Annotated in this window: 18 protein-coding genes; 11 read left to right on the top strand and 7 right to left on the bottom strand. The window is 44.2% G+C overall.

Annotation, left to right across the window (positions count from 1 at the left end):
* The first annotated feature begins 281 nt into the window (after nt 1-281).
* The 3 genes from AB6E08_RS01650 (at nt 282) to AB6E08_RS01640 (ending at nt 3,534) form a co-directional block, all read left to right on the top strand.
* Complete coding sequence (locus AB6E08_RS01650) at nt 282-884, top strand: YitT family protein (protein ID WP_372063895.1); 603 nt, start codon at nt 282-284, stop codon at nt 882-884.
* 82 nt (nt 885-966) lie between these two features.
* Nucleotides 967-2,532, top strand: a complete 1,566-nt coding sequence (locus AB6E08_RS01645; RefSeq protein ID WP_017100775.1) for a winged helix-turn-helix domain-containing protein — start codon at nt 967-969, stop codon at nt 2,530-2,532.
* A gap of 102 nt (nt 2,533-2,634) precedes the next feature.
* Complete coding sequence (locus AB6E08_RS01640) at nt 2,635-3,534, top strand: hypothetical protein (RefSeq protein WP_372063897.1); 900 nt, start codon at nt 2,635-2,637, stop codon at nt 3,532-3,534.
* Between the two features lie 145 nt (nt 3,535-3,679).
* On the opposite strand, the gene treC is transcribed toward AB6E08_RS01640, so the two are convergent.
* From treC to gmhB, 5 genes are all read right to left on the bottom strand, one after another.
* Nucleotides 3,680-5,365 carry an alpha,alpha-phosphotrehalase gene (treC, locus tag AB6E08_RS01635; protein WP_372063899.1) on the bottom strand — a complete coding sequence of 562 codons (1,686 nt, stop codon included), beginning with the start codon at nt 5,363-5,365 and terminating at the stop codon, nt 3,680-3,682.
* A gap of 122 nt (nt 5,366-5,487) precedes the next feature.
* Nucleotides 5,488-6,912: a PTS trehalose transporter subunit IIBC gene (gene treB, locus AB6E08_RS01630; RefSeq protein ID WP_372063901.1), complete on the bottom strand. Its 1,425-nt coding sequence runs from the start codon at nt 6,910-6,912 to the stop codon at nt 5,488-5,490.
* Between the two features lie 204 nt (nt 6,913-7,116).
* Nucleotides 7,117-8,061, bottom strand: a complete 945-nt coding sequence (treR, locus tag AB6E08_RS01625; protein WP_012604622.1) for a trehalose operon repressor TreR — start codon at nt 8,059-8,061, stop codon at nt 7,117-7,119.
* Between the two features lie 90 nt (nt 8,062-8,151).
* On the bottom strand, nt 8,152-8,493 hold the full coding sequence (locus AB6E08_RS01620; RefSeq protein ID WP_012604623.1) for an MliC family protein: 342 nt from the start codon (nt 8,491-8,493) through the stop codon (nt 8,152-8,154).
* Nucleotides 8,494-8,556: 63 nt separating this feature from the next.
* Nucleotides 8,557-9,108 (bottom strand): D-glycero-beta-D-manno-heptose 1,7-bisphosphate 7-phosphatase, encoded by a 552-nt coding sequence (gene gmhB, locus AB6E08_RS01615; RefSeq protein WP_017100771.1) that lies wholly within the window; start codon nt 9,106-9,108, stop codon nt 8,557-8,559.
* A 240-nt stretch (nt 9,109-9,348) separates the two neighbouring features.
* Between gmhB and metN the strand changes: the two genes are divergently transcribed.
* From metN to AB6E08_RS01600, 3 genes are all read left to right on the top strand, one after another.
* On the top strand, nt 9,349-10,383 hold the full coding sequence (gene metN, locus AB6E08_RS01610; RefSeq protein WP_012604625.1) for a methionine ABC transporter ATP-binding protein MetN: 1,035 nt from the start codon (nt 9,349-9,351) through the stop codon (nt 10,381-10,383).
* The gene (locus AB6E08_RS01605) at nt 10,373-11,056 is read left to right on the top strand and encodes a methionine ABC transporter permease (protein ID WP_009847449.1); all 684 of its coding nucleotides are present in this window, start codon (nt 10,373-10,375) and stop codon (nt 11,054-11,056) included. Before metN ends, AB6E08_RS01605 begins: the two co-directional genes overlap by 11 nt.
* A gap of 66 nt (nt 11,057-11,122) precedes the next feature.
* Nucleotides 11,123-11,932, top strand: coding sequence for a MetQ/NlpA family lipoprotein (locus AB6E08_RS01600; RefSeq protein WP_372063904.1), 810 nt, complete (start codon nt 11,123-11,125; stop codon nt 11,930-11,932).
* Nucleotides 11,933-12,049: 117 nt separating this feature from the next.
* Here AB6E08_RS01600 and AB6E08_RS01595 read toward each other — a convergent pair whose 3' ends face one another.
* A complete protein-coding gene (locus tag AB6E08_RS01595) occupies nt 12,050-12,826 on the bottom strand; it encodes a Zn-ribbon-containing protein (RefSeq protein WP_017099508.1) in 777 nt (258 codons plus the stop codon).
* A gap of 4 nt (nt 12,827-12,830) precedes the next feature.
* A complete protein-coding gene (syd, locus tag AB6E08_RS01590) occupies nt 12,831-13,376 on the bottom strand; it encodes a SecY-interacting protein (RefSeq protein ID WP_009847453.1) in 546 nt (181 codons plus the stop codon).
* 131 nt (nt 13,377-13,507) lie between these two features.
* Between syd and queF the strand changes: the two genes are divergently transcribed.
* The 5 genes from queF to xni all read left to right on the top strand — a co-directional run bounded on the left by queF (nt 13,508) and on the right by xni (nt 20,898).
* Nucleotides 13,508-14,353, top strand: a complete 846-nt coding sequence (queF, locus tag AB6E08_RS01585; RefSeq protein ID WP_017099509.1) for an NADPH-dependent 7-cyano-7-deazaguanine reductase QueF — start codon at nt 13,508-13,510, stop codon at nt 14,351-14,353.
* Between the two features lie 57 nt (nt 14,354-14,410).
* On the top strand, nt 14,411-16,669 hold the full coding sequence (locus AB6E08_RS01580) for a tetratricopeptide repeat protein (protein WP_372063907.1): 2,259 nt from the start codon (nt 14,411-14,413) through the stop codon (nt 16,667-16,669).
* 118 nt (nt 16,670-16,787) lie between these two features.
* Nucleotides 16,788-18,353, top strand: a complete 1,566-nt coding sequence (locus AB6E08_RS01575) for a GGDEF domain-containing protein (protein ID WP_012604633.1) — start codon at nt 16,788-16,790, stop codon at nt 18,351-18,353.
* Nucleotides 18,354-18,615: 262 nt separating this feature from the next.
* Nucleotides 18,616-19,983: a nucleotide 5'-monophosphate nucleosidase PpnN gene (gene ppnN / locus AB6E08_RS01570; protein ID WP_102249101.1), complete on the top strand. Its 1,368-nt coding sequence runs from the start codon at nt 18,616-18,618 to the stop codon at nt 19,981-19,983.
* Between the two features lie 141 nt (nt 19,984-20,124).
* A complete protein-coding gene (gene xni, locus AB6E08_RS01565) occupies nt 20,125-20,898 on the top strand; it encodes a flap endonuclease Xni (RefSeq protein ID WP_102249102.1) in 774 nt (257 codons plus the stop codon).
* Nucleotides 20,899-20,901 lie beyond the last annotated feature (3 nt).

Below are 20,901 nucleotides of genomic sequence, written 5' to 3'. Positions count from 1 at the left end.
TTTCCGTCACCGTTTTGATGTGACGCATTCTACATAATTTGATCTAGGTCATAAAGAGCTAATTGCAATTTTATCATGCAGTTTTTTCATAATCACATATAAGATTCATCATGGTTATTAAGCTTATCCAACCAAAGATGACGCTTACTGTCAATTTTACGCTTTACACCCTGTAAAACGCAGATTACATAGGTTTACCTTAATTTTGCCCCTCAAGCTACCGAAAGCTAAGGTTTTTCTCTACTATGCACGCCTTTATTGGTTAGGTAATTATTAAAACGATGGAAAAACACTCACGTAAAGAAGATTGGGTAGCTATTCTCACTGGCACGTTTTTAGTGGCGTTAGGCGTCTTCTTTTTACAGTCAGCGAACCTGCTTACCGGTGGTACTACTGGCTTGGCTCTGCTTTTGAGTCAATTCTTACCTGTAACCTTCGGTATTTTGTACTTTGTGGCCAACTGTCCATTCTATTTATTGGCATGGAAACGATTTGGCCGTAGTTTTGCCATTAGCAGTGCAATTGCTGGTGCGTTAGTTTCTGTGTTTGCCGATCATTTATACCTCGTTATCTCACTAGAAGTTCATAACGAGATCTACTGTGCTGTTGCCGGTGGCTTATTAATGGGCTTAGGTATGTTAATCCTATTCCGTCATCGCTCCAGCTTGGGTGGCTTCAACGTATTATGTTTGTTCATCCAAGACCGCTATGGCATCTCTGTAGGTAAAACTCAGATGGGCATTGATGCCTGTATTCTGTTTGCTTCTTGCTTCTTCGTATCGCCTTGGGTAATTGCCGTTTCGGTATTGAGCACCGCAGTATTGAACATCGTATTGGCAATGAATCACAAGCCTACTCGTTACTCGGTGAATTACGCGTCTTAATACCCATCCCCCTATGAATTACTAGCTGTTTTTAGTAACAAAAACAGCTAGAATTTAGGTTTTATAAACCGTCGCCTTTTCTATGCAAGATTACCTCTCCAGCGCCAAAGACCAACAAGCCTCTATTTATATTGAAGGCTTGGAGTTCAACCCCAACACACGAGTCTTAAGCTGCGACGAGCAGGTCATTGATTTAGAGCCTCGTTCTATCGAGCTCTTAGAGTTATTTCTTACCAGCGTTGGTCAACCGCTCGCCGCCGAGCACATCATTGAATCTGTCTGGCAAAGCAACTTCATTTCCAAAAATGTTCTGACCAACCGAATCAGTACCTTACGTTCAGTACTTCAAAAACACCTGCCTGATAGCGACGCAACCAAAATACTAGTGACTTACCCACGTAAAGGCTATTTTCTAAACCCAAACTCGGTTAGTTTTGCCGCGACCTCCCCTGAAACTGCACCGAATGATGCAGAACTGGAATCTCCAGTCAGTCAAGAAAGGAATAGATCTAATCCAGTTAACCCTTGGTTAGTCGTGGTGTCTTTGGCTTTGCTGATCAGCACTGCGGTAATGAGTTACATGCTTTGGCAATCTCCCACTCGCGCTTCAGAAATTGAACGTGACCAACGATTGATTCCTAAGGTCGAGCTTCTCCTGAACCGATTGGATGCCATTGGTGAGAATTCCAGAAAATACCGAAAAGTCGTAAAAGCATTATTACTTCAACAGCAGATTGAATACGCCTACACCGATCTTGCTAACCAAGATGCGCCAAGCTACTTCCTTGACCCTATTGATAGCTCTCCCTTCTTTCCGGGCGCAAAGAACATGCGTACCAGTGATTACCTGCTTAACATTCAGCTCAAAGATCAAGAAGTGGACAAACGCCTTATCGCAAAGATAAGCCTGATTTACCCAAACTCAGGGAAGCTCGCATTTGGTGGTGTTTACTCTATTGATGTCAATAATATCAGCAGCAGCCTTATGGAGATCAACCGAGAGCTAGCTAACTACTTTGCACTGCCAGCACCATTACCGCCAGAATGGTCAGTCGACAATGCCGAAGTCAGCGAATTGCTAAGTGGAAAAGCCATAGCGCTGGATGACATCAAGCTCAATACCATGACGTCGACTCTGATTGCGCGTCAACTTGCGCTATTTGAAACAGATCAGAAGAAGCTCGTCGCGTTCACTAACCTTGTTCAAACTCGTTTTAACCGACTACCAGACGAACTGAAGCTGTGGCTTGGTATCATTCATTTCAAACTAAGAGACCTGCAAACCGCAAAAGAGCTTCTTACCAATACCTCAGGCAACTCTAAGATCGAAAATGCGTTGGTTTATATGATGGTTTCTCATATCGCTTATAAGCAAGACAACATGGAGAAGTTTCGCCTGAACTACATGGAGTCTCTAGTTGCCTTATTGAGAGTGGTTCCATCCGAAGATCTATTCGCCCGGCTATCCAAACCAGAATCAAAATCAACCTGCCTGCAACCTTGGAAGAGCTTGAAGCTAAGCGTTAAAGACCCACTTATCATAAAACAGTGGGAAAGCTTAATGCTAAATTACTGCACAGCTGTTGGGCAACAGTTCTCAAATCAAAACAAAAAACCATTTAAAATAAACAACTTAAACATAAATTAAGATCTTATGTGACTTCGTTTTTTGCCCTATTTACTCTTCAAACAATAACATTCCTAAAAACATAGAGCCCACCAAGGGCTTCCAACTTTAGGAATGTTCAACATGAAAAAAACAATGACCCTGCTAGCGACCTCTCTCTTTGCTCTCTATGGTTGTGGCGGCTCTTCTTCTGGTTCAACAGATGGTAATAAAGGTCCAAACAATCAGGTTGATTACCCGATTGAGAGCTCTGCATTTTCCCCGAAACCAGAAACAACATTGGGCTACTCATTTACCACAGATGGTCAGGCTGAAGGCGTGATGACAATGAACTTCACTCCTGTAAGCGGTGAACTCATTATTGCAGGGTTAAAAGAAGAGGCCGGCAATGAAGAGGTCGTTCAAGTTATCAATGACCTGATCAATTACGGCATCACCGAATTTTATGTTTCTGAAGACATCATGACGAATGCTGAAGGTACACAAGAAGACGGCAGCATTTATTTTGCAGGTCCGGACCGTGGGTTACACGAAATCACCAACGCTTACTTCATTGGTAGCCAATACATCACAAGAATGATGTACAGCAGCCCAATGTTCCGTTTGAAAGGAACAGACGTAAAAGAGAGCAACCCGATCATTGATATCAGTGAGGAAACCGTTTCGTTACAAGTCACGTTAGATGGCGAAGCAGTCGCTAACATGCTAAATGACTTTGAAGATCACTCGTGGGTAGCAAGCCTTCCAACTGACGCCTCGTGCCGAGTCACATGGCAACAACAGATTGAAGAAACAGGCGAACGTAAGAGTTTCAAGATCTCTGATAAATCAATCGAAGCTGCGAACCTAACAGAGAAAAACACCTACAACGTCAACTGTGAAGGCATGGATTCCGCAGAATTTGGCACATCATCAGAGCACTGGTTCAACCCAAGCATCGGCTTAATTGAACAGATTGAATTGATGTCTGTAGAGCAATCTACTATTGAAGAATCAGCAGCGATACTGACCTCAATTAGCTAGCCTGGACTTAGATTCACTAAACCTAAGCTTAACCGTGAGCTAACCGCAAACAATAAAAAAGGCTTTGGGAGCACTCCAAAGCCTTTGTTCAAACCTAAATCTTTAGGGGGAACTGAGAATTAGGTTTATTGAAATAGTAACGAGGCTAATCTTCAATCAAGAGAATACGAGTCTCGTAAGGTCGCAAAACTTGATGATGAGACGCCACTAAACTCTCGCTCACTTGATAATTAGACAACAAGCTCTTAGCCTTCGCCATCTCAAAACGTTCAGGTAAAACGCATTCAGCCTCTTCACCATAATAGTTATTAATGCACAGTAGAGTTTGCCCTTCACTCTCACGAACATACGCAAATACAGATGAATGCTCAGGCAATAGATCTTGATAGCTGCCATCCGTAATCACCGGTAGCTGTTTACGTAACTCAATCAAAGCCTTGTAGAAGTAAAATACAGAGTCTTTATCTTCCAGCGCTTGCTCGGCGTTGATTTCCGTGTAGTTATTCGCCACATCAAGCCATGGTTGAGCTTGTGAGAATCCGGCGTAAGGCTCACTGTTCCACTGCATTGGCGTACGAGAGTTATCACGAGACTTCTGCGCTAAGATCGCCATCATATCTTGATGAGCCACACCATCACGGTTAACCATGATATCGTACATATTGGTACTCTCTACATCATGATACTGACTAATCTCGGTGTAACCTGGGTTGGTCATGCCAATCTCTTCACCTTGATAGATATAAGGTGTACCTTGCATCATGTGCACAGAAGCAGCCAACATTTTAGCCGACTCAACACGATATTGTTGATCGTTGCCCAAGCGGCTCACGACTCTTGGTTGGTCGTGGTTACACCAGAATAGTGCACCCCAACCTTTTCCGTTCAAGCCAGTTTGCCAGTGGTTAAAGATTGACTTGAGCTGTAAGAAATCGAACGGCGCATTGGTCCACTTCTCACCATTGGTGTAATCAACCTTGAGGTGGTGGAAGTTAAACACCATTGATAGCTCGCTGTTATCAACGTTTGAGTATTTCTGACAGTGTTCCAACGTAGTTGAAGACATCTCACCAACCGTCACGCTGCCGTATTTCTGGAATACTGCTTCGCTGATCTCTTTCAGGTATTCGTGCACTCGTGGGCCGTCGGTATAGAAACGGCGACCATCACCGATATCATCATTAGGGAAATCTTGCTGCTTTGAAATCAGGTTGATTACATCTAAACGGAAACCATCGACACCCTTCTCAGCCCAGAAGCTAATAACATCTTTCACTTCTTCACGTACAACCGGGTTCTCCCAGTTAAGGTCGGCCTGTTCTTTTGCGAATAAGTGTAGGAAGTATTGTCCAGTCTCTTCATCTAATTCCCATGCATTACCACCGAACTTAGACTGCCAGTTGGTTGGTGCTTGACCGTTTACTGGGTCTTTCCAGATGTAATAATCACGGTATAGGCTGTTTTTGTCACCCAGTGCAGACTGAAACCATGCATGCTCTGTTGAAGTATGGTTTACCACGATATCCATCACGATACGGATGCCACGTTGATGCGCTTCAGACAGTAACAAGTCGAAGTCTTCCATGGTGCCGAATTGAGGGTTAATCGCGTAGTAGTCTGAAATATCGTAGCCATTATCGATCATAGGAGATGCGTAAACAGGGGTTAGCCAAATCGCATCCACGCTCAAGTTTTTGAGGTAATCCAGTTTCGAAATGATCCCTTTGATATCGCCAGTACCTTTACTGCCACTGTCACAAAAGCTCTTTGGGTAGATTTGATAGATGGTTGCGGTTTTCCACCAGCTTTCATCATGTTCAGTCATCGCCATCTCTAACACTCACTTACCAGAAAATATAAAATAAAAATCACCATGCAAATCATGGTCGAATAGCCGTTATGACTAAGATAAAAAGCGATAACTCACATTGGAGTCATCGCTTATTAAATGCATTACGCGTTCGCGGTTTCTAACTCACCCTTGGATTGGGCTCGCTTGTAGAAGAACAGGGTTAGCGTGATAGGCAATACTATCGCCACTAGCATCGCGACTAAGTAAATCGACCAATATTGAGGTTGAATCGATAAGATGCCCGGCAAGCCACCAACACCGATACCATTCGCCATCACACCTGCGCTGCCACAAATCGCGGCTGCAACAGCACTACCAATCATTGCGCTCAGCATTGGGAATTTGTATTTAAGGTTGATGCCGTACATCGCTGGTTCCGTCACACCGAAGTACGCAGAGATTGCCGCTGGTACCGAAATGTCTCGTTCGCCTTCGCGCTTACTCAAAATGATGATGCCGACAACCGCTGAAGCTTGTGCAATGTTTGATAGCGCAATCAAAGGCCAGATTGGTGTGCCACCTAAGTCTTGCATCAGTTGTAAGTCCACAGCGTTGGTTGTGTGGTGAATACCCGTGATAACCAAAGGCGCGTATAGGAAGCCAAAGACCACTGAACCAAGAATCGCGAAGTCACCTGTCATTGCCACTTTGGCAGCGAATGCCACACCATCACCCAACATGCGACCGAATGGACCAATAAAGGCGTGAGCCAGAATCACAGACAAGATGATCGAGACAAATGGCACGACAACTAGGTACAGATAAGAAGGTACAATGCGCTTAAGGTTGGTCTCAATGAAAGCCAGAGCCACGCCCGCTAACATCGCAGGGATCACCTGAGCTTGATAACCGACTTTCTCAATCACGAACAAACCAAAGTCCCACACCTCAGGTACCGATTTACCTATCATGTAAGCGTTCATCAATTGTGGGGAAACCAAGGTCACACCGAGCGTGATACCCAAAATAGGGGTTCCGCCGAGTTTCTTAACCGTTGCCCAACACACACCAACCGGTAGGAAGAAGAAGATCGCTTCGCCAATCAACCACAAGAAAGAATGAACGGTAGCCCAGAATTGGCTTATCTCAACCAAGGTTTTGCCGTCGAACATGCGAATGTCGCCAATCACATTACGGAAACCAAGAATCAAACCACCCGTAATAATGGCAGGTAGCAGTGGTACGAAAATTTCGGCTAAATGGGAGATACCACGCTCAAGGAAGTTCATGTTCTGGCGAGCCGCTAGTTTCGCCTCATCTTTTGATGATGCATCTTTACCGGTTTGCTCAATAAGAAGGGCGTACACCTCATCAACCTCGGTGCCAATAACCACTTGAAATTGACCTGCGTTAGTAAAGCAGCCTTTTACCAGCTTAAGCTTCTCCAATTCTGCTTTGTTCGCTTGTTCCGTATCATTCAATACAAAACGCAGTCGAGTCAGACAATGGCTGACACTCGCAATATTCTCTTTGCCACCGACTAACTCGATAAGACGCGCAACGTCTTGCTTCGCTATCTTACTCATACTACCCCACCCTGGTTTCATTCAATTACTCATCTAAACCATGCAGCGATAACCACTCGGATTTAGACTTATGGGAACATTCCCAATCACGGTTATTATAATGCCCACATGAATGATAAATTAAAATGGGAACAGTCCCATTAATTGAAAGAGATCACACTCTAATTTTAATCTAAGCGGTTCAATTTCGCTTGATTGAGTGGATTATAGAATAGGTGATTGAGTGTGATGAGAGATCTCTGCATTGCCTAAAAGCTGAGAGATCAATAAATTAGCGGCCAATTTACCCGCAGATTGATACCCAGGGTCAATACTAAATACTCGCGGAAACAAGAAGGAGAGAAGATCATTGCCACCAACACCGGTCACCACCACATCTTCACGTTGTAGTTCTTGCAGACGTTTGATTACACCAAGAGCCAATGTGTCGCTAGCACAAACAAGTGCTTGAGTGGTAGGAGTCAGTACCTCATCCACCAGCTGATACGCACTTTCATGATGAAGTTGGCCAGTACGATAATTGGCAATCACTCCAGCGCTTTCACACCACTCGAGATAGGCCTTAAGACGCAGTTCACCTGTTGATTTATCGCTAGGATCAACGCCAATGAAACCAACCTCAGAGATTCCCTGCTCTGCTAGATGCGTTAACGCACTATTGATCACCTGTTGGTTATCATAGTTAATCGACGTCACGTTCTCGGTATCCAGAGCAATCACCACCGCTTTGTGTTCCCAAGCTTCAATGGCAGGAATATCACAGTCAGTAAAGCCAAACACAATGATGCCATCTACATTGCGACGCTTGAGAACCTGCAGATGCTCATTGGCTTTTTCTCTATCAAGCTGACTTTCCATGATCACGACATCGTAATCCGCTCGATACAATTCGGCCAGCATCGTACTTACCGCTTTGTTTTCAGAGGGGGAATCCAGACGAGAGATGATGACACCGATGACTTTTTGACTGCCACCACGCATCGACTGCGCAGACTTCGAAGGCGTGTACCCAGATTCTTGAATGACTCTTTCCACCCTTTCACGGGTTTCAGGTTTTACTTTGGGATCATTGGTCAGAACACGAGATACGGTAGACTTACCAACACCGGACAGCTTAGCAATATCGAGAATAGTGAGTTTTTTGCTCATAAAAAGTCTGACGTTAAAGGGAAGAGAAAGAAAAAGTGAGGGCGAACTCCCTCACTTAACTGTTTGTAAATCCTAGTAGATAACTATGACCTACTTTCGGCAGTTTTTATAGATAACACGACCAAGTTCTAGACGTGCATTGTCACCTTTAGTTCGTAAAGTTACGCTGTTAATCAGTTCAGAGGTTCCATCATCTAAGATGTACTTCGTTCCTGAGCCTGCCGCTATTTGAGTGAGGCGATATTCATTCTCGGGTAAACGTAATACCGCTTTTTCATCACCAAGGTAAGCGACCTTAAATGAAGCGTCAGACTCACATTGATAAATCACGAATTGATCGTCCGATACTGCGCTCTCAGTCTCAGGAGCTGCTGATTTAGAGCATCCGAATAACGCTACCGTACATAGAGATGCTATCAACAATGCTTTCATACTGCGTTCCTCATCTTTATATAGTGAATAACACTTATATCTAAGTGAAAGAGACTTAGTGTCTTAACCTTTTAAGAATGCTGGTACATCTTTAATACTGTCAATCACGACACTTGCAAGCGCTTCACCTTTTTCAGTGATTGGCTTACCGGTTCTTACCAGTACTTTAGTGCCAACACCCGCCGCTTCTGCAGCCATCATGTCTTCAGCTTTATCGCCGATCATGACCGAGTTAGCCATATCAATCTTCAGAAAGTCACGCGCAGAAATGAACATGCCTGGCTTTGGTTTACGACATTCACAATCTTGTTTGTAGTCACCAACACCGTGCTCAGCGTGGTGCGGGCAGTAATAAATACCATCTAGCTCAACGCCGTTATCAACAAAGTTCCAATCCATCCACTGCGTTAGAGAAAGAAAACGGTCTTCACTAAACATGCCGCGAGCAATACCAGATTGGTTGGTCACTAACACCAATAAATAACCCATATCTTTAAACGCTTTCGCCGCTTCAAACACACCATCGATGTATTCAAAGTCATGTTCATCATGTACGTAGCCGTGATCAACGTTAATCACACCATCACGATCTAAAAAAACAGCAGGTTTAGACAAAATTCAGTTCTCTATCAGCTCTCTATTAATCATTAATTATTACACGCTTTATTTGCTTCATCACTATCTATTTAGTTTTGCGTTCGTTAACGATTTGTTTCTAGTTTAACTTCGCAACTCGCGTTTAGCCGTCTAGACGTAAAAATATCTATTGACTTAGATCATAGAACACCATAGCATCATCTGTAAATCGAGTGAGTCATCAATATATTATTCTGTTCTACCTGCACGGGTTTCTCTATGATTAAAGTGAATCAAGTCAATAAGGTTTTTTATCAAGGCACTAAAGAAATCAATGCCTTAATTGATATCAACCTCCACATTCCTCAAGGTCAAATCTTTGGAGTCATCGGCTCTTCAGGTGCAGGCAAAAGTACCCTTATCCGTTGTGTAAACATGTTGGAAGCTCCAACATCAGGTGAAGTGATTGTTGACGGTATCGACCTGACAAAACTCAGCAAATCAGAACTTAGCGAAGCACGCCGTAACATCGGCATGATATTCCAACACTTCAATCTGCTGTCTTCTCGTACTGTATTTAACAATGTAGCACTGCCTTTAGAGCTTGCTGGTAAAGATAAAGCTGCGATTGAAGCGAAAGTGAGTGAACTACTTGAGCTTGTCGGCCTATCGGATAAGCGTGATACCTACCCTGCGAACTTAAGTGGTGGTCAAAAGCAGCGTGTCGCGATTGCTCGTGCGCTAGCTTCAGACCCGAAAGTACTACTGTGTGATGAAGCGACCAGTGCTCTGGATCCAGCAACGACTCAATCTATTCTTGAGCTGCTACGTGAAATCAACCGCAAGCTACACATCACGATCCTACTTATTACGCACGAGATGGACGTAGTTAAGAGCATTTGTCACGAAGTCGCGATCATTGGCGGTGGCGAGCTAGTAGAGAAAGGTACAGTTGGCGACATATTCGCACACCCTAAGACAGAGCTAGCACATCAGTTTATTCGCTCAACGCTAGACCTATCTATCCCTGAAGATTATCAAGCGCGTTTGCAAGAAACTCGTGTTAACAGTAGCTACCCATTAGTACGTCTTGAGTTTACTGGTGCAACGGTTGATGCTCCGCTGATGACGCAAATTGCTCGTAAATTCAATATCGATGTCAGCATCTTAAGCTCTGACCTCGATTACGCCGGCGGCGTGAAGTTCGGCATGATGGTCGCTGAGCTGTTCGGTAACGAAGCCGATGATAATGCTGCTATCCAATTCCTACGCGACAACAATGTAAAAGTAGAGGTGCTTGGTTATGTCCTTTAGTTTCAACGAGATTGCTGACTGGATCAGCCTTAACGGCAACCTTCTATTGGAAGCAACAGGCGAGACACTTTACATGGTTGCTGTTGCTGGCATCGTTGGTTTCGCTGTCGGTATTCCATTAGGCGTTATTCTACACACGACTAAAAAAGGTGGCCTGTTAGAGAACACCAAGCTAAACAAAATTCTTGGTGCGGTTGTGAACGTGGGCCGTTCTGTGCCTTTCTTAGTACTGATGGTAGCGATCATCCCTCTCACTAAGATGCTGATTGGTACCTTCATCGGTACAACCGCAGCGATTGTTCCGCTGACGATTGGTGCTATCCCATTCGTAGCTCGACTTATCGAGAGTGCACTACTTGAAGTACCAACAGGTCTAGTGGAAGCAGCTCAGTCAATGGGCGCAACACCCACACAAATCATCAATAAGGTTCTGCTTCCTGAAGCACTGCCGACTATCATCAACTCAGTGACGATTACGCTAGTGACTCTTGTGAGTTACTCGGCAATGGCTGGAACTGTGGGTGGTGGTGGCCTAGGTGATGTCGCGATTCGTTACGGATTTCACCGCTACGATGTGACCATTATGGCAGTAACAGTCGTCATGTTGATTGTGCTAGTACAAATTATTCAATCAATCGGTGATTCATTAGTTCGCCGCGTTGACCACAGATAACGACTTACAGACCAAAATCAAAGTCGTCTGAACCAAATTAAATAGATTTATTAAAAGGAGATTATTATGAAATTTAACCTTAAAGGTTTACTTACTATTGCAGCAGTAGCTTCAGCGCTAGTACTAGCAGGTTGTGGTGATAAAGAAGTCGATACTTCTAAGATCAAAGTTGGCGTAATGGCAGGTGCAGAAGCACAAGTTGCTGAAGTAGCAGCTAAAGTCGCGAAAGAGCAATACGGCCTGGATGTTGAACTGGTCACTTTTACGGATTATGTAACACCTAACGCAGCGCTAGATGATGGTTCTATCGACATCAATGCATTCCAACACACGCCGTACCTAGATCAGCAAGTTGCTGACCGTGGTTACAAGCTAACGGTTGCAGGTAACACTTTTGTTTACCCTATTGCAGGTTACTCTAAAGAAGTTAAATCGGTAGACGAAATCCAAGATGGTGCTCGTATCGCTGTACCAAACGATCCAACAAACCTAGGTCGTTCTCTACTGCTTCTTGAGCAGCAAGGTTTACTTGAACTTCGTGAAGGTGCAGGTCTTCTAGCTACCGTTCGTGACATCGTTGGTAACCCTAAGAACCTAACGATTCTTGAACTAGACGCAGCTCAACTGCCACGTTCTCTTGATGATGTGACGTTATCTATCATCAACACTACTTACGCGAGCTCTATCAACCTGACTCCACAAAAAGACGGCGTATTCGTTGAAGACAAAGATTCTCCATACGTGAACCTAATCGTTTCTCGTGAAGACAACCTAAATGCAGAAAACGTACAAAACTTCGTTAAAGCATATCAAACTGAAGAAGTGTACAACGCAGCTTCTGACATCTTCCAAGGTGGCGTAGTTAAAGGTTGGTAATCAGCTTAAATAGACACTTATAGATACCGAAAGGGGCTGACTCAATGTCAGCCCCTTTTTTAATGATGAAAGTTTGCTAGAAAGTAAAGCTTCTCAGGGTGAATCAAACGAAGTCGATTACTTGAGCTGATCCCAAGAAATGTTGGATACCAGACGGCAATCATCACACTTGAAATAGAAAATATCGTGGATTGGCGCATCTAACAGCCATTCACCACCACATTGTGGGCATTTGCGCTCTTTTTCATCTTTCAGGCTGATCCCACCGACACGATATAAGTAGTAGTAAGTTGGAATCTTAGTCAGAAATTCAATGCGCCCTCTTAGACCCCAACCGCGTTTAAACAACACACTCTTAGTATCACTGATCTCGGTTAGCGTTGCATGTTCAGCACGGCAACCACCACCCATTTGCACTTCATCACAGGCTTGCCATTCGGTCTGCCATTTCAGTACGGCTTTATGATCGCCATTAAATGTCGGCGGGTTACGATATAGTGGGATCGGCAACAAGCTATCGCCACTGCGCAGCGGCGAACAGGTATGTACGAATGTCGTGTATAACACCTGCCAACTTGGTGTTTCATCTTCGGCTACTTCTTCGGAGTTAAGATCTCGGCCAAGCAGACGCATCTTAGGCGCTAATAAACTCGCAGCAGATAAGCGCTCGAAACAGACTTTGACGAAGTCTGAATGATTACGTGGGTGTAAGCTATCTTGCTCCGGACACACAACGCGAACATAGAATTCACCGTCGCCCATCACGATTGGAAACTCACGACCTAACACTTGTCCGTTATAACGAAGTGCATCCATTAAGCCATTAACCGCCTTATCGACAGCGCTTACCGTTGTGTTATCAAAACACTCAAATTGAAGTTCTAGTACGTACATCTATTTATACCGCTGGTTGTAGCTTTTCTAAAAATTCTGCCAATGTCTCGGCTAGTACATCACGATTTTTGGTGCCTAAGCGCTCTAGGATCACGTTCCCCGTTAGGTTACAGATAGAGATAACATCCAGTTCAGCATCAGTCGCGGCAATGAAAACCGTTGGTTTTAGCTTCAAACGACGCTGAGTCACTAGGTGACCTAAGATGTTTTCTTGTAGGCATTCGAAATCTTCATCACTCCAAATCTGTAACAGAGTCAGTTCGTTACCATCAAAAGTCGCGTTCATATCCGCACTAAATTGTGCGCCGTAGAAAGTCTTAACATCTTCATGCAGAGTCAGCTCAATACCCGTTTCAACATTGGTGAAATCTGCGAATTGCTCACGTGGATAGTGTTTCCACAACACGGCATCACCACTCTTTTCTTCTACGCATGGCGATACGATGTCCACCAACTCCTCATTACGAGGTAAGCTTTGGTGTTGCTGCTGCCACGCGTCAACGTATCGCTGACTGAAAGAAAGTAGTGCGTCTTGAGCGCGTTGAGTCATGAAAATCTCCTAAACACAAAATAATAAATAGAATCCGAGCCCTTTCCGTGCCGATTAAGCGATGACTTAATGACAGGGTAATGGGGATTCAGTAAAATCGACCCCATTCTAATCGAATTTGAAACGAAAGTATGAGCAAATATTCTGACGCAAAAGAGCTAGCGGGTTTAACCCTAGGCCAAAAAACTGAGTACTCTAACCAATACGATGCAAGTTTATTGCAACCAGTACCTCGTAGCCTCAATCGTAATGATCTTGCGTTAAACGGCGAGCTGCCTTTTGTTGGTCATGATATTTGGACGATGTACGAGCTTTCGTGGCTAAACACCAATGGCTTACCACAAGTGGCTGTTGGTGAAGTGTTCATTCCGGCAACTAGCCAAAATTTGATTGAGTCAAAATCTTTCAAGCTGTACCTAAACAGCTACAACCAAACTCAGTTTGAAAACTGGGCTCAAGTCACTGAGCGTCTAACTCAAGATTTGTCAGCATGTGCAGGCGAATCTGTGATTGTGAATGTAAATTCAGTAACCGATTACACCAACCAACCTATCGTGACGATGGGAGGTGACTGTATCGACAATCAAGACATCCAAATCACCAGCTATGATTTTGAAGCGTCACTGCTTGAAGGGGCTGCTGGCGAGCAAGAAGTCGAAGAAACTCTACATAGCCACTTATTGAAGTCAAACTGCTTAATCACCAATCAACCGGATTGGGGCAGCGTAGAGATCGCATATTCCGGTAAGCAAATTGACCGTGAAGCTCTGCTACGCTATTTAGTTTCTTTCCGCGAGCATAACGAATTCCACGAACAATGTGTTGAGCGTATCTTCACTGACATCATGAAATACTGTGCACCATCGAAGCTAACCGTATTTGCACGTTACACGCGTCGTGGCGGTCTGGATATCAATCCATACCGTTCAACTGAGCAAGATAGACCAAGCCACAATAAGCGTATGGCTCGCCAATAATCGGCGTGAACCGCCCACACTTATTTGAACCTACAAAATCTTTAAAGGGACATTGAAATGCGTTGGTTATACGTTGTTAGTCTATTCATTTTAAGCTTAAGCACATCGGTTAATGCGTCTGTCTATTCGTCGGCGCTCCTCAATGAAGCCAATAACTTGGTTGAGATAGAACCGAGTCAAGCAAAACGAATGGCCAACAGCTACCTAACGCTACGTATCCTTTCAGATCAACGCGAGAAGAGCCCGTCAGCTATTTCTCGTGAAGAGGCCGACTCTTCGATTAGAACCCCAAACAGCAGTATCGATGCGTATAAGATCTTAGCGAAAGCAGAGTTTAATCTAGGCAACATTCGTATTGCGATTCAGCACATCGACAAAGCCTATGAGCTAGCAAAAACCTATAAGCTTGAGTATCTAAAGTTAGATTTGGAAATACTTAAAGTTAGGTTACTTTGGCTTACGGGCAGAAAATCTGCCCAAGCAGAATCAGAGCTAAAAAAAATAGAAACAAGCTTAGAGTCGGTTAATAAGACCTTACGCCTGACGGAAGGGATTACCTATCGCTTAATCATGTTGAAAGCCGACATTTCCTCTTATAACAACAACGTAGGGGAAGCAGAAAAACTCTATCAAGAAGCAAAAACTTACCTAGAACAGCGTCACTCGGAAAAAGTCGTCATTGATTACCACATCACCGTCGGCGAGTTTTATCTTACCCATAAAGAGTACAACCATGCACTATCTGAGTTATTGTACGGCTACTGGAAATCAGTAGAAGGTAACCTGAGTTCGCGCTTGGCTAAAGTAAACCGCCTACTTGCACAGCTTTTCTTTGAACGTCAAGTATTAGATAAAGCTCTAGAGCACCTGTCTCAAGCTGCTGACTTTTATGATAATTTTGAAAGCTCTCCCATATTAGCGCAAGTACTAAAAAAGATGGGTGATGTGTACTTCAATCAAGGCAAATATAACCTTGCCCTCGTGCACTTTTTCAATGTCCTTGATCATGAGAGTACAGACCGAGACATCTACCAAGTCATTGACATTCGTCTAAGTTTATCTGCGACTTACTTACGACTTTATAACTACCCTCTAGCCGAGCAATACCTAGCACGAGCTCTTGAACTGCTGGAGTATTCCGACATTCCTAAATTGGAAGGCCGCGCTGCACTCTTATCCGCAGGTTTGGCATACCACCTACAAGAAAGCGAAGATGTAATTAAGCATGCGACACGTGCGCTCAAGATTTCGCGTCAGGTAGAAAACATGCGCCTGTCGCAACACTCCTACCACTTGCTCTCTTTAGGTTATGAGCAAGCAGGGCGTCCACAACAAGCGCTAGCAAATCTCAAACAATACAATATCCTTGTCTCTTTGGAACAACAAAAACTCAACCGTGTTGGTGAAGACGCATTCCGCCAACAAAAAGAGTTTGCCGAGCAAACGCTCCACTATGCAGGTCAAGAACAAGAATTAGAGAAATACAAACTTGAGCACCATAAGTTCCAGAAAATATCGTTCGCCTTATTTTTGTTCAGCATTGTCTTGTTCTTCTTTGTGCTACGCCGAGGCTACATCATTCAAACCTTAGTCACGGAAATGGATTCACTGCGTACCGACCTATTTACACACTCACGCTCAAAGCTTCCAAATCTAAGAATGCTGAACGCGAAGCTATCAAATTCTCTAGAACAAACCAGCCAAAACTTCGAACAATGGCAACTTGGTGAGTTGATTCATGAACCACTCAACGACCGTTTACGCTTTGTGATGATAGATTTACCGTTCCTACGCAATATGTACACTCAGAACGGTTATAAAGCAGGTTTAGAGCTCGAAGATGCTTTCGGCGAGTTCCTTAAATCTAAGCTTGAAGGTCCTGCGCGCGTCTACCACTTCTCGGATGCGAACTTGCTTTACATCGAACCAAATGCTGACCGTGATACATCGCCTGAGGCTATGTTCAGAAAGATTCAATCTTGGATTAATCACTTCGAACCAGAGCGAAACATTAATCGAACCGTCCGCATGGGCATCGCTGACTACCCGTTCTTGCCACGCGCTTATACCGCGATTAACGACCAAGAACTCCTCGATGTACTATTAATGTCGACCAACCTGGCACGTGAAATCAGCCTCAAAGAACGCAGTAGCCAATGGGTTTACCTTAAAGCCATCGACAATGCCCCCGCAGCGAGCCTTGCAACGAGTAACATAAGAGAGGCTTGTAAACATGCGATTAATCAAGGGTTAATAAAGATACAATCCTCACACCAGAATGAGGACAATATCAAAAAAATGCTAAAAGATGACTGATTTGCGAGCGGTTAAACGTCGTAGGTCGTGACCTTATTTTTAGTTTTGTTATTATCAAGGTCACGGAATTTCATCTATACGATCGAGTACGATCTACGCGGCGCTAATTAATACATCTATGGGCATTCTTGAAAAAGACATTCAGGCGCAACTCCACCAGCTGAAATATCAGTTGGATCAAGTCCGCTTGACGCAAAGAGATACCTCGTTCAAATTTATTCGAGAACAAAAAGTTCTCAAGCGTATCGTTACGTCTTTAAGTGATGCATGTGTTGGCAGCAACACTCATTTAGATGAAAATCTCATTGCCCTTAGGGAAGAGCTCGAAAAGCAAAAAGACATTAGCTCAATGATCCCCAAGTTGGCAGTATTAGAAAGGATGCTCAAGCAAAAAACGTTGGCTATGGATAAACAGAACGGATATCTGGATGATAGTATTAAGCACAGTGGGGAAACGCTGCAGCGTATAACTGGCCTTCCGGCACAGCTAAAGCGCGATCTAAGAAACTTACTTAGCTTCTCCGAGTGTCATGGCAGTCAAAAAGTCGACCATGCGATGAAGCTTCTCAGTATTTATGAGCGTGCCATTAAGATTATGGCAAACAACTCACGCACTCATTTTGCCGACGTAGATCAATCAACTGAACAAGAACTCCTTTCCGAACTATCAAACGAATTACAACACCTGATCACTGAACTCGACTTCGAGGGTGAATCGGGGGATCTACTGACCGATATTCGAGCGAAGCTACTACTTGGTGTTTCAACACAAAACCTACTTGAGCTAGCACTTCAGATCCTCAAACTGGTGATTGATGGCACGAGCCTAGAGCGTAAGCAGTCTGAACAATTTATAGAACAACTCAATTCCTCGCTCGCTTCTAGTATCAAAACAGCAGATCAAAACTCCGACCAGAGCCAAAGCTATTTTGAACATCGCCAAGGTCTTAATTCTGAGTTGAATGAACTTGTTACTAAGAGCCAAAGCTCTGTTGATAAAGCAACGGATATTGATAACTTAAAACTTTCGATAAACCCGCTACTCAGTGAAATTGCCTCTCTTTCAGAAAGACTGAATCACGCAGAACAGAAAGAACAAGCTCTAATAGAAAGAATGAGCTACGGAAAAAACCAATTAGATTCGCTCTATGAAGTCACCCAAGATTACCGCAAGCGTCTAGAAGATCAGGCTCAGCGTATGCTGCTTGACCCTCTGACTAAGATCTACAACCGTACCGCCTTCACCGATCGTTTAGAGTTAGAATATCGTCGCTGGATTCGCGCACAACACTCACTAAGAGTCGTGCTGCTAGATATCGATAACTTCAAAGCAATTAACGATAGCTTTGGCTATACCGCTGGTGACAAAGCACTCAAGATCATCGCAAGAGCGATCACCAAAGAAATTGGTACTACCGATACTGTCGCTCGCTTTTCTGGTGAAGAGTTCATCTTGCTACTTCCCGAGCAAAGCGATGAATATTGCCATCAAGTGACTCAAAGCATCCAGAATCAAGTCAGCCGCTTACCTTTCAAATTCCGTGACCAACAAATCACAATTACCTTGTGCGCGGCAAGTACTCCGTTTAAAGAGTCAGACACACCTGAAGAAGTATTAGAGCGACTCAATAAAACACTAAACAAAGCCAAACAGCGCGGTAACAACCAACTTGTTTGGGACTAAGACAGCCCTAGATTTAATTTATTTCATTTTTTCAAATACTTATCACATACCATATCCCTCAATGTTTGCTAAGCTAATGATTAACATTCGCTTAACAAGCATTCTTGGCAAGCAATGCTGTATTTAAAAGAGCAACGCTGTCGTAATCGTTTCGTCTGGTTAATTCTCTCGCCTTTAACCAAACACTTTCAACGTTAGCTTCTCATCTCGAACTAAAGGGCTACTTCCAACGTCCCCTAGTTCCTTTCAACAAGGAGGCACTATGATCACTCATATCAGCCCTGCCGGTAGCATGGATTTACTCTCTCAACTTGAAGTTGAGCGTCTTAAAAAAACCGCATCTAGTGATCTGTACCAGCTTTATCGTAACTGTACGTTAGCGGTACTCAACTCGGGTAGCCACACCGACAACTCCAAAGAGCTGCTCGATAAATATCAATCGTTTGATGTTGAGGTCGTCCGTCGTGAGCGCGGGATCAAACTCGAACTGAGCAACCCTCCAGAACATGCCTTTGTCGATGGTGAAATCATCAAGGGTATCCAAGAACACTTATTCTCAGTGTTGCGCGACATTGTCTATGTCAACATGCACCTTGCAGATAACCAAAGACTCAACCTAACCAATGCCACTCATATTACCAACCTTGTATTTGGCATTTTGAGAAATGCAGGCGCACTTACGCCAGGTATCGAACCTAACCTGATCGTGTGTTGGGGTGGTCATTCAATTAATGCCACTGAATACCAGTACACTCGCGAAGTGGGCAATGAACTTGGCCTGCGTGAGCTGAATATCTGTACCGGTTGTGGACCGGGGGCAATGGAAGGGCCAATGAAAGGGGCTGCCATTGGTCACGCTAAACAGCGCTATACAGACCACCGTTACTTAGGGCTAACTGAACCATCAATCATTGCGGCTGAGCCACCAAACCCGATAGTGAACGAACTGGTGATCATGCCAGATATCGAGAAGCGTCTTGAGGCATTCGTTCGTATGGCGCATGGCATCATTATTTTCCCCGGTGGCCCAGGTACGGCTGAAGAGCTGCTGTATATCTTAGGGATCATGATGCACCCAAATAACGTCGACCAACCAATGCCAATTGTTTTAACGGGCTCAAAAGAGAGTGAAGCTTACTTCCGCTCAATCGATAAATTCATCGGCGAAACCTTAGGGCCTGATGCGCAAAAACACTATGAGATCGTAATTGATGACCCAGCACGCGCTGCGAAAATCATGAAGCAGGCAATGCCAGATGTACGCTCTCACCGTAAAGAGACTGGCGATGCTTACAGCTACAACTGGTCACTGCATATTGAACCTGAGTTCCAACTGCCATTCGACCCTACGCATGAATCTATGGCGGCGCTTGATCTGCATATGAATCAGAAAACAGAAAGCCTTGCAGCTAATCTGCGTAAAGCCTTCTCAGGAATTGTGGCAGGTAACGTCAAAGCTGAAGGTATTTTGGAGATAGAGAAACATGGCCCCTTCCTCATTGATGGCGACAAAGAGCTGATGACAAAAATGGACCAGCTGCTGAATGACTTTGTTGAACAGCATCGAATGAAACTGCCGGGCGGCACTGACTATGTTCCTTGCTATAAAATTATGCCTAGCAGCGAATAACGGCAAGTAACTGATAACAAGCCACAAGCATAAAATTAAACAAGTCATGACGTTTACGTCACCAAAGTTTCAACTCACCAAGTGATACGTTACTATAAGGGGCTAGCAGCCCCTTATTTATTGCCTATTTAGTGGAAACTTATGTCTATCCATCTTGTTATTATCGATGCCTTGAACCTCATCCGACGCGTGCACTCTGTTCAGCCGGACCCAACCGATATTGCAAGAACCATCACCACGACAGCTCGCACTCTTAATCGCATCCTAAACGAATCAAAGCCCACTCATATCATTGCGGTATTTGATCATCATTTACAAGATCGAGGTTGGCGCGCGGAAGTCCTTCCCGCTTATAAGCAAAACCGTAAGCCGATGCCAGAACCATTGATGAAAGGTCTCGATGCGATTCAACAAGCTTGGTGGGAATTAGGGATTGATTCACTGCTCTCTGACGGCGATGAAGCGGATGATCTAGTTGCAACATTGGCAAAGAAAGTTGCTGACCACGGAGAAACTGTCACTATCATTTCGACAGATAAGGGCTACTGCCAACTGTTGTCTCCAACGCTACAAATCCGTGATTATTTCCAACACCGTTGGTTAGATAAGCCCTTTATCGAAGCGGAATTTGGCGTAAAGCCAAAGCAACTGGCAGATTACTGGGGATTAACGGGCGTCAGCTCAAGCCAAGTCCCCGGAATTCCAGGTATAGGGCCAAAAGCAGCCAAAGAGATATTAACGACATACCCTGATATCGAAACAGCATTCCTAGCTGAAGACTTACCGAAAAAGTATCGTAAGAAATTCGATGAGCATATCGAGTCGGCTCGCGTATGTAAGCTCGTTTCTGCACTCAAAACAGACATCGATTTGGGTTTTAATCTGCAAGATATTCGCTACGAAGCTGTGTCTTAATCT

Source organism: Vibrio sp. 10N.247.310.24, assembly GCF_041467175.1.
Taxonomy (GTDB): domain Bacteria; phylum Pseudomonadota; class Gammaproteobacteria; order Enterobacterales; family Vibrionaceae; genus Vibrio; species Vibrio tasmaniensis_A.
Note: the sequence above shows the minus strand (reverse complement) of the source record. Positions and strands in the feature narration are given on the sequence as shown.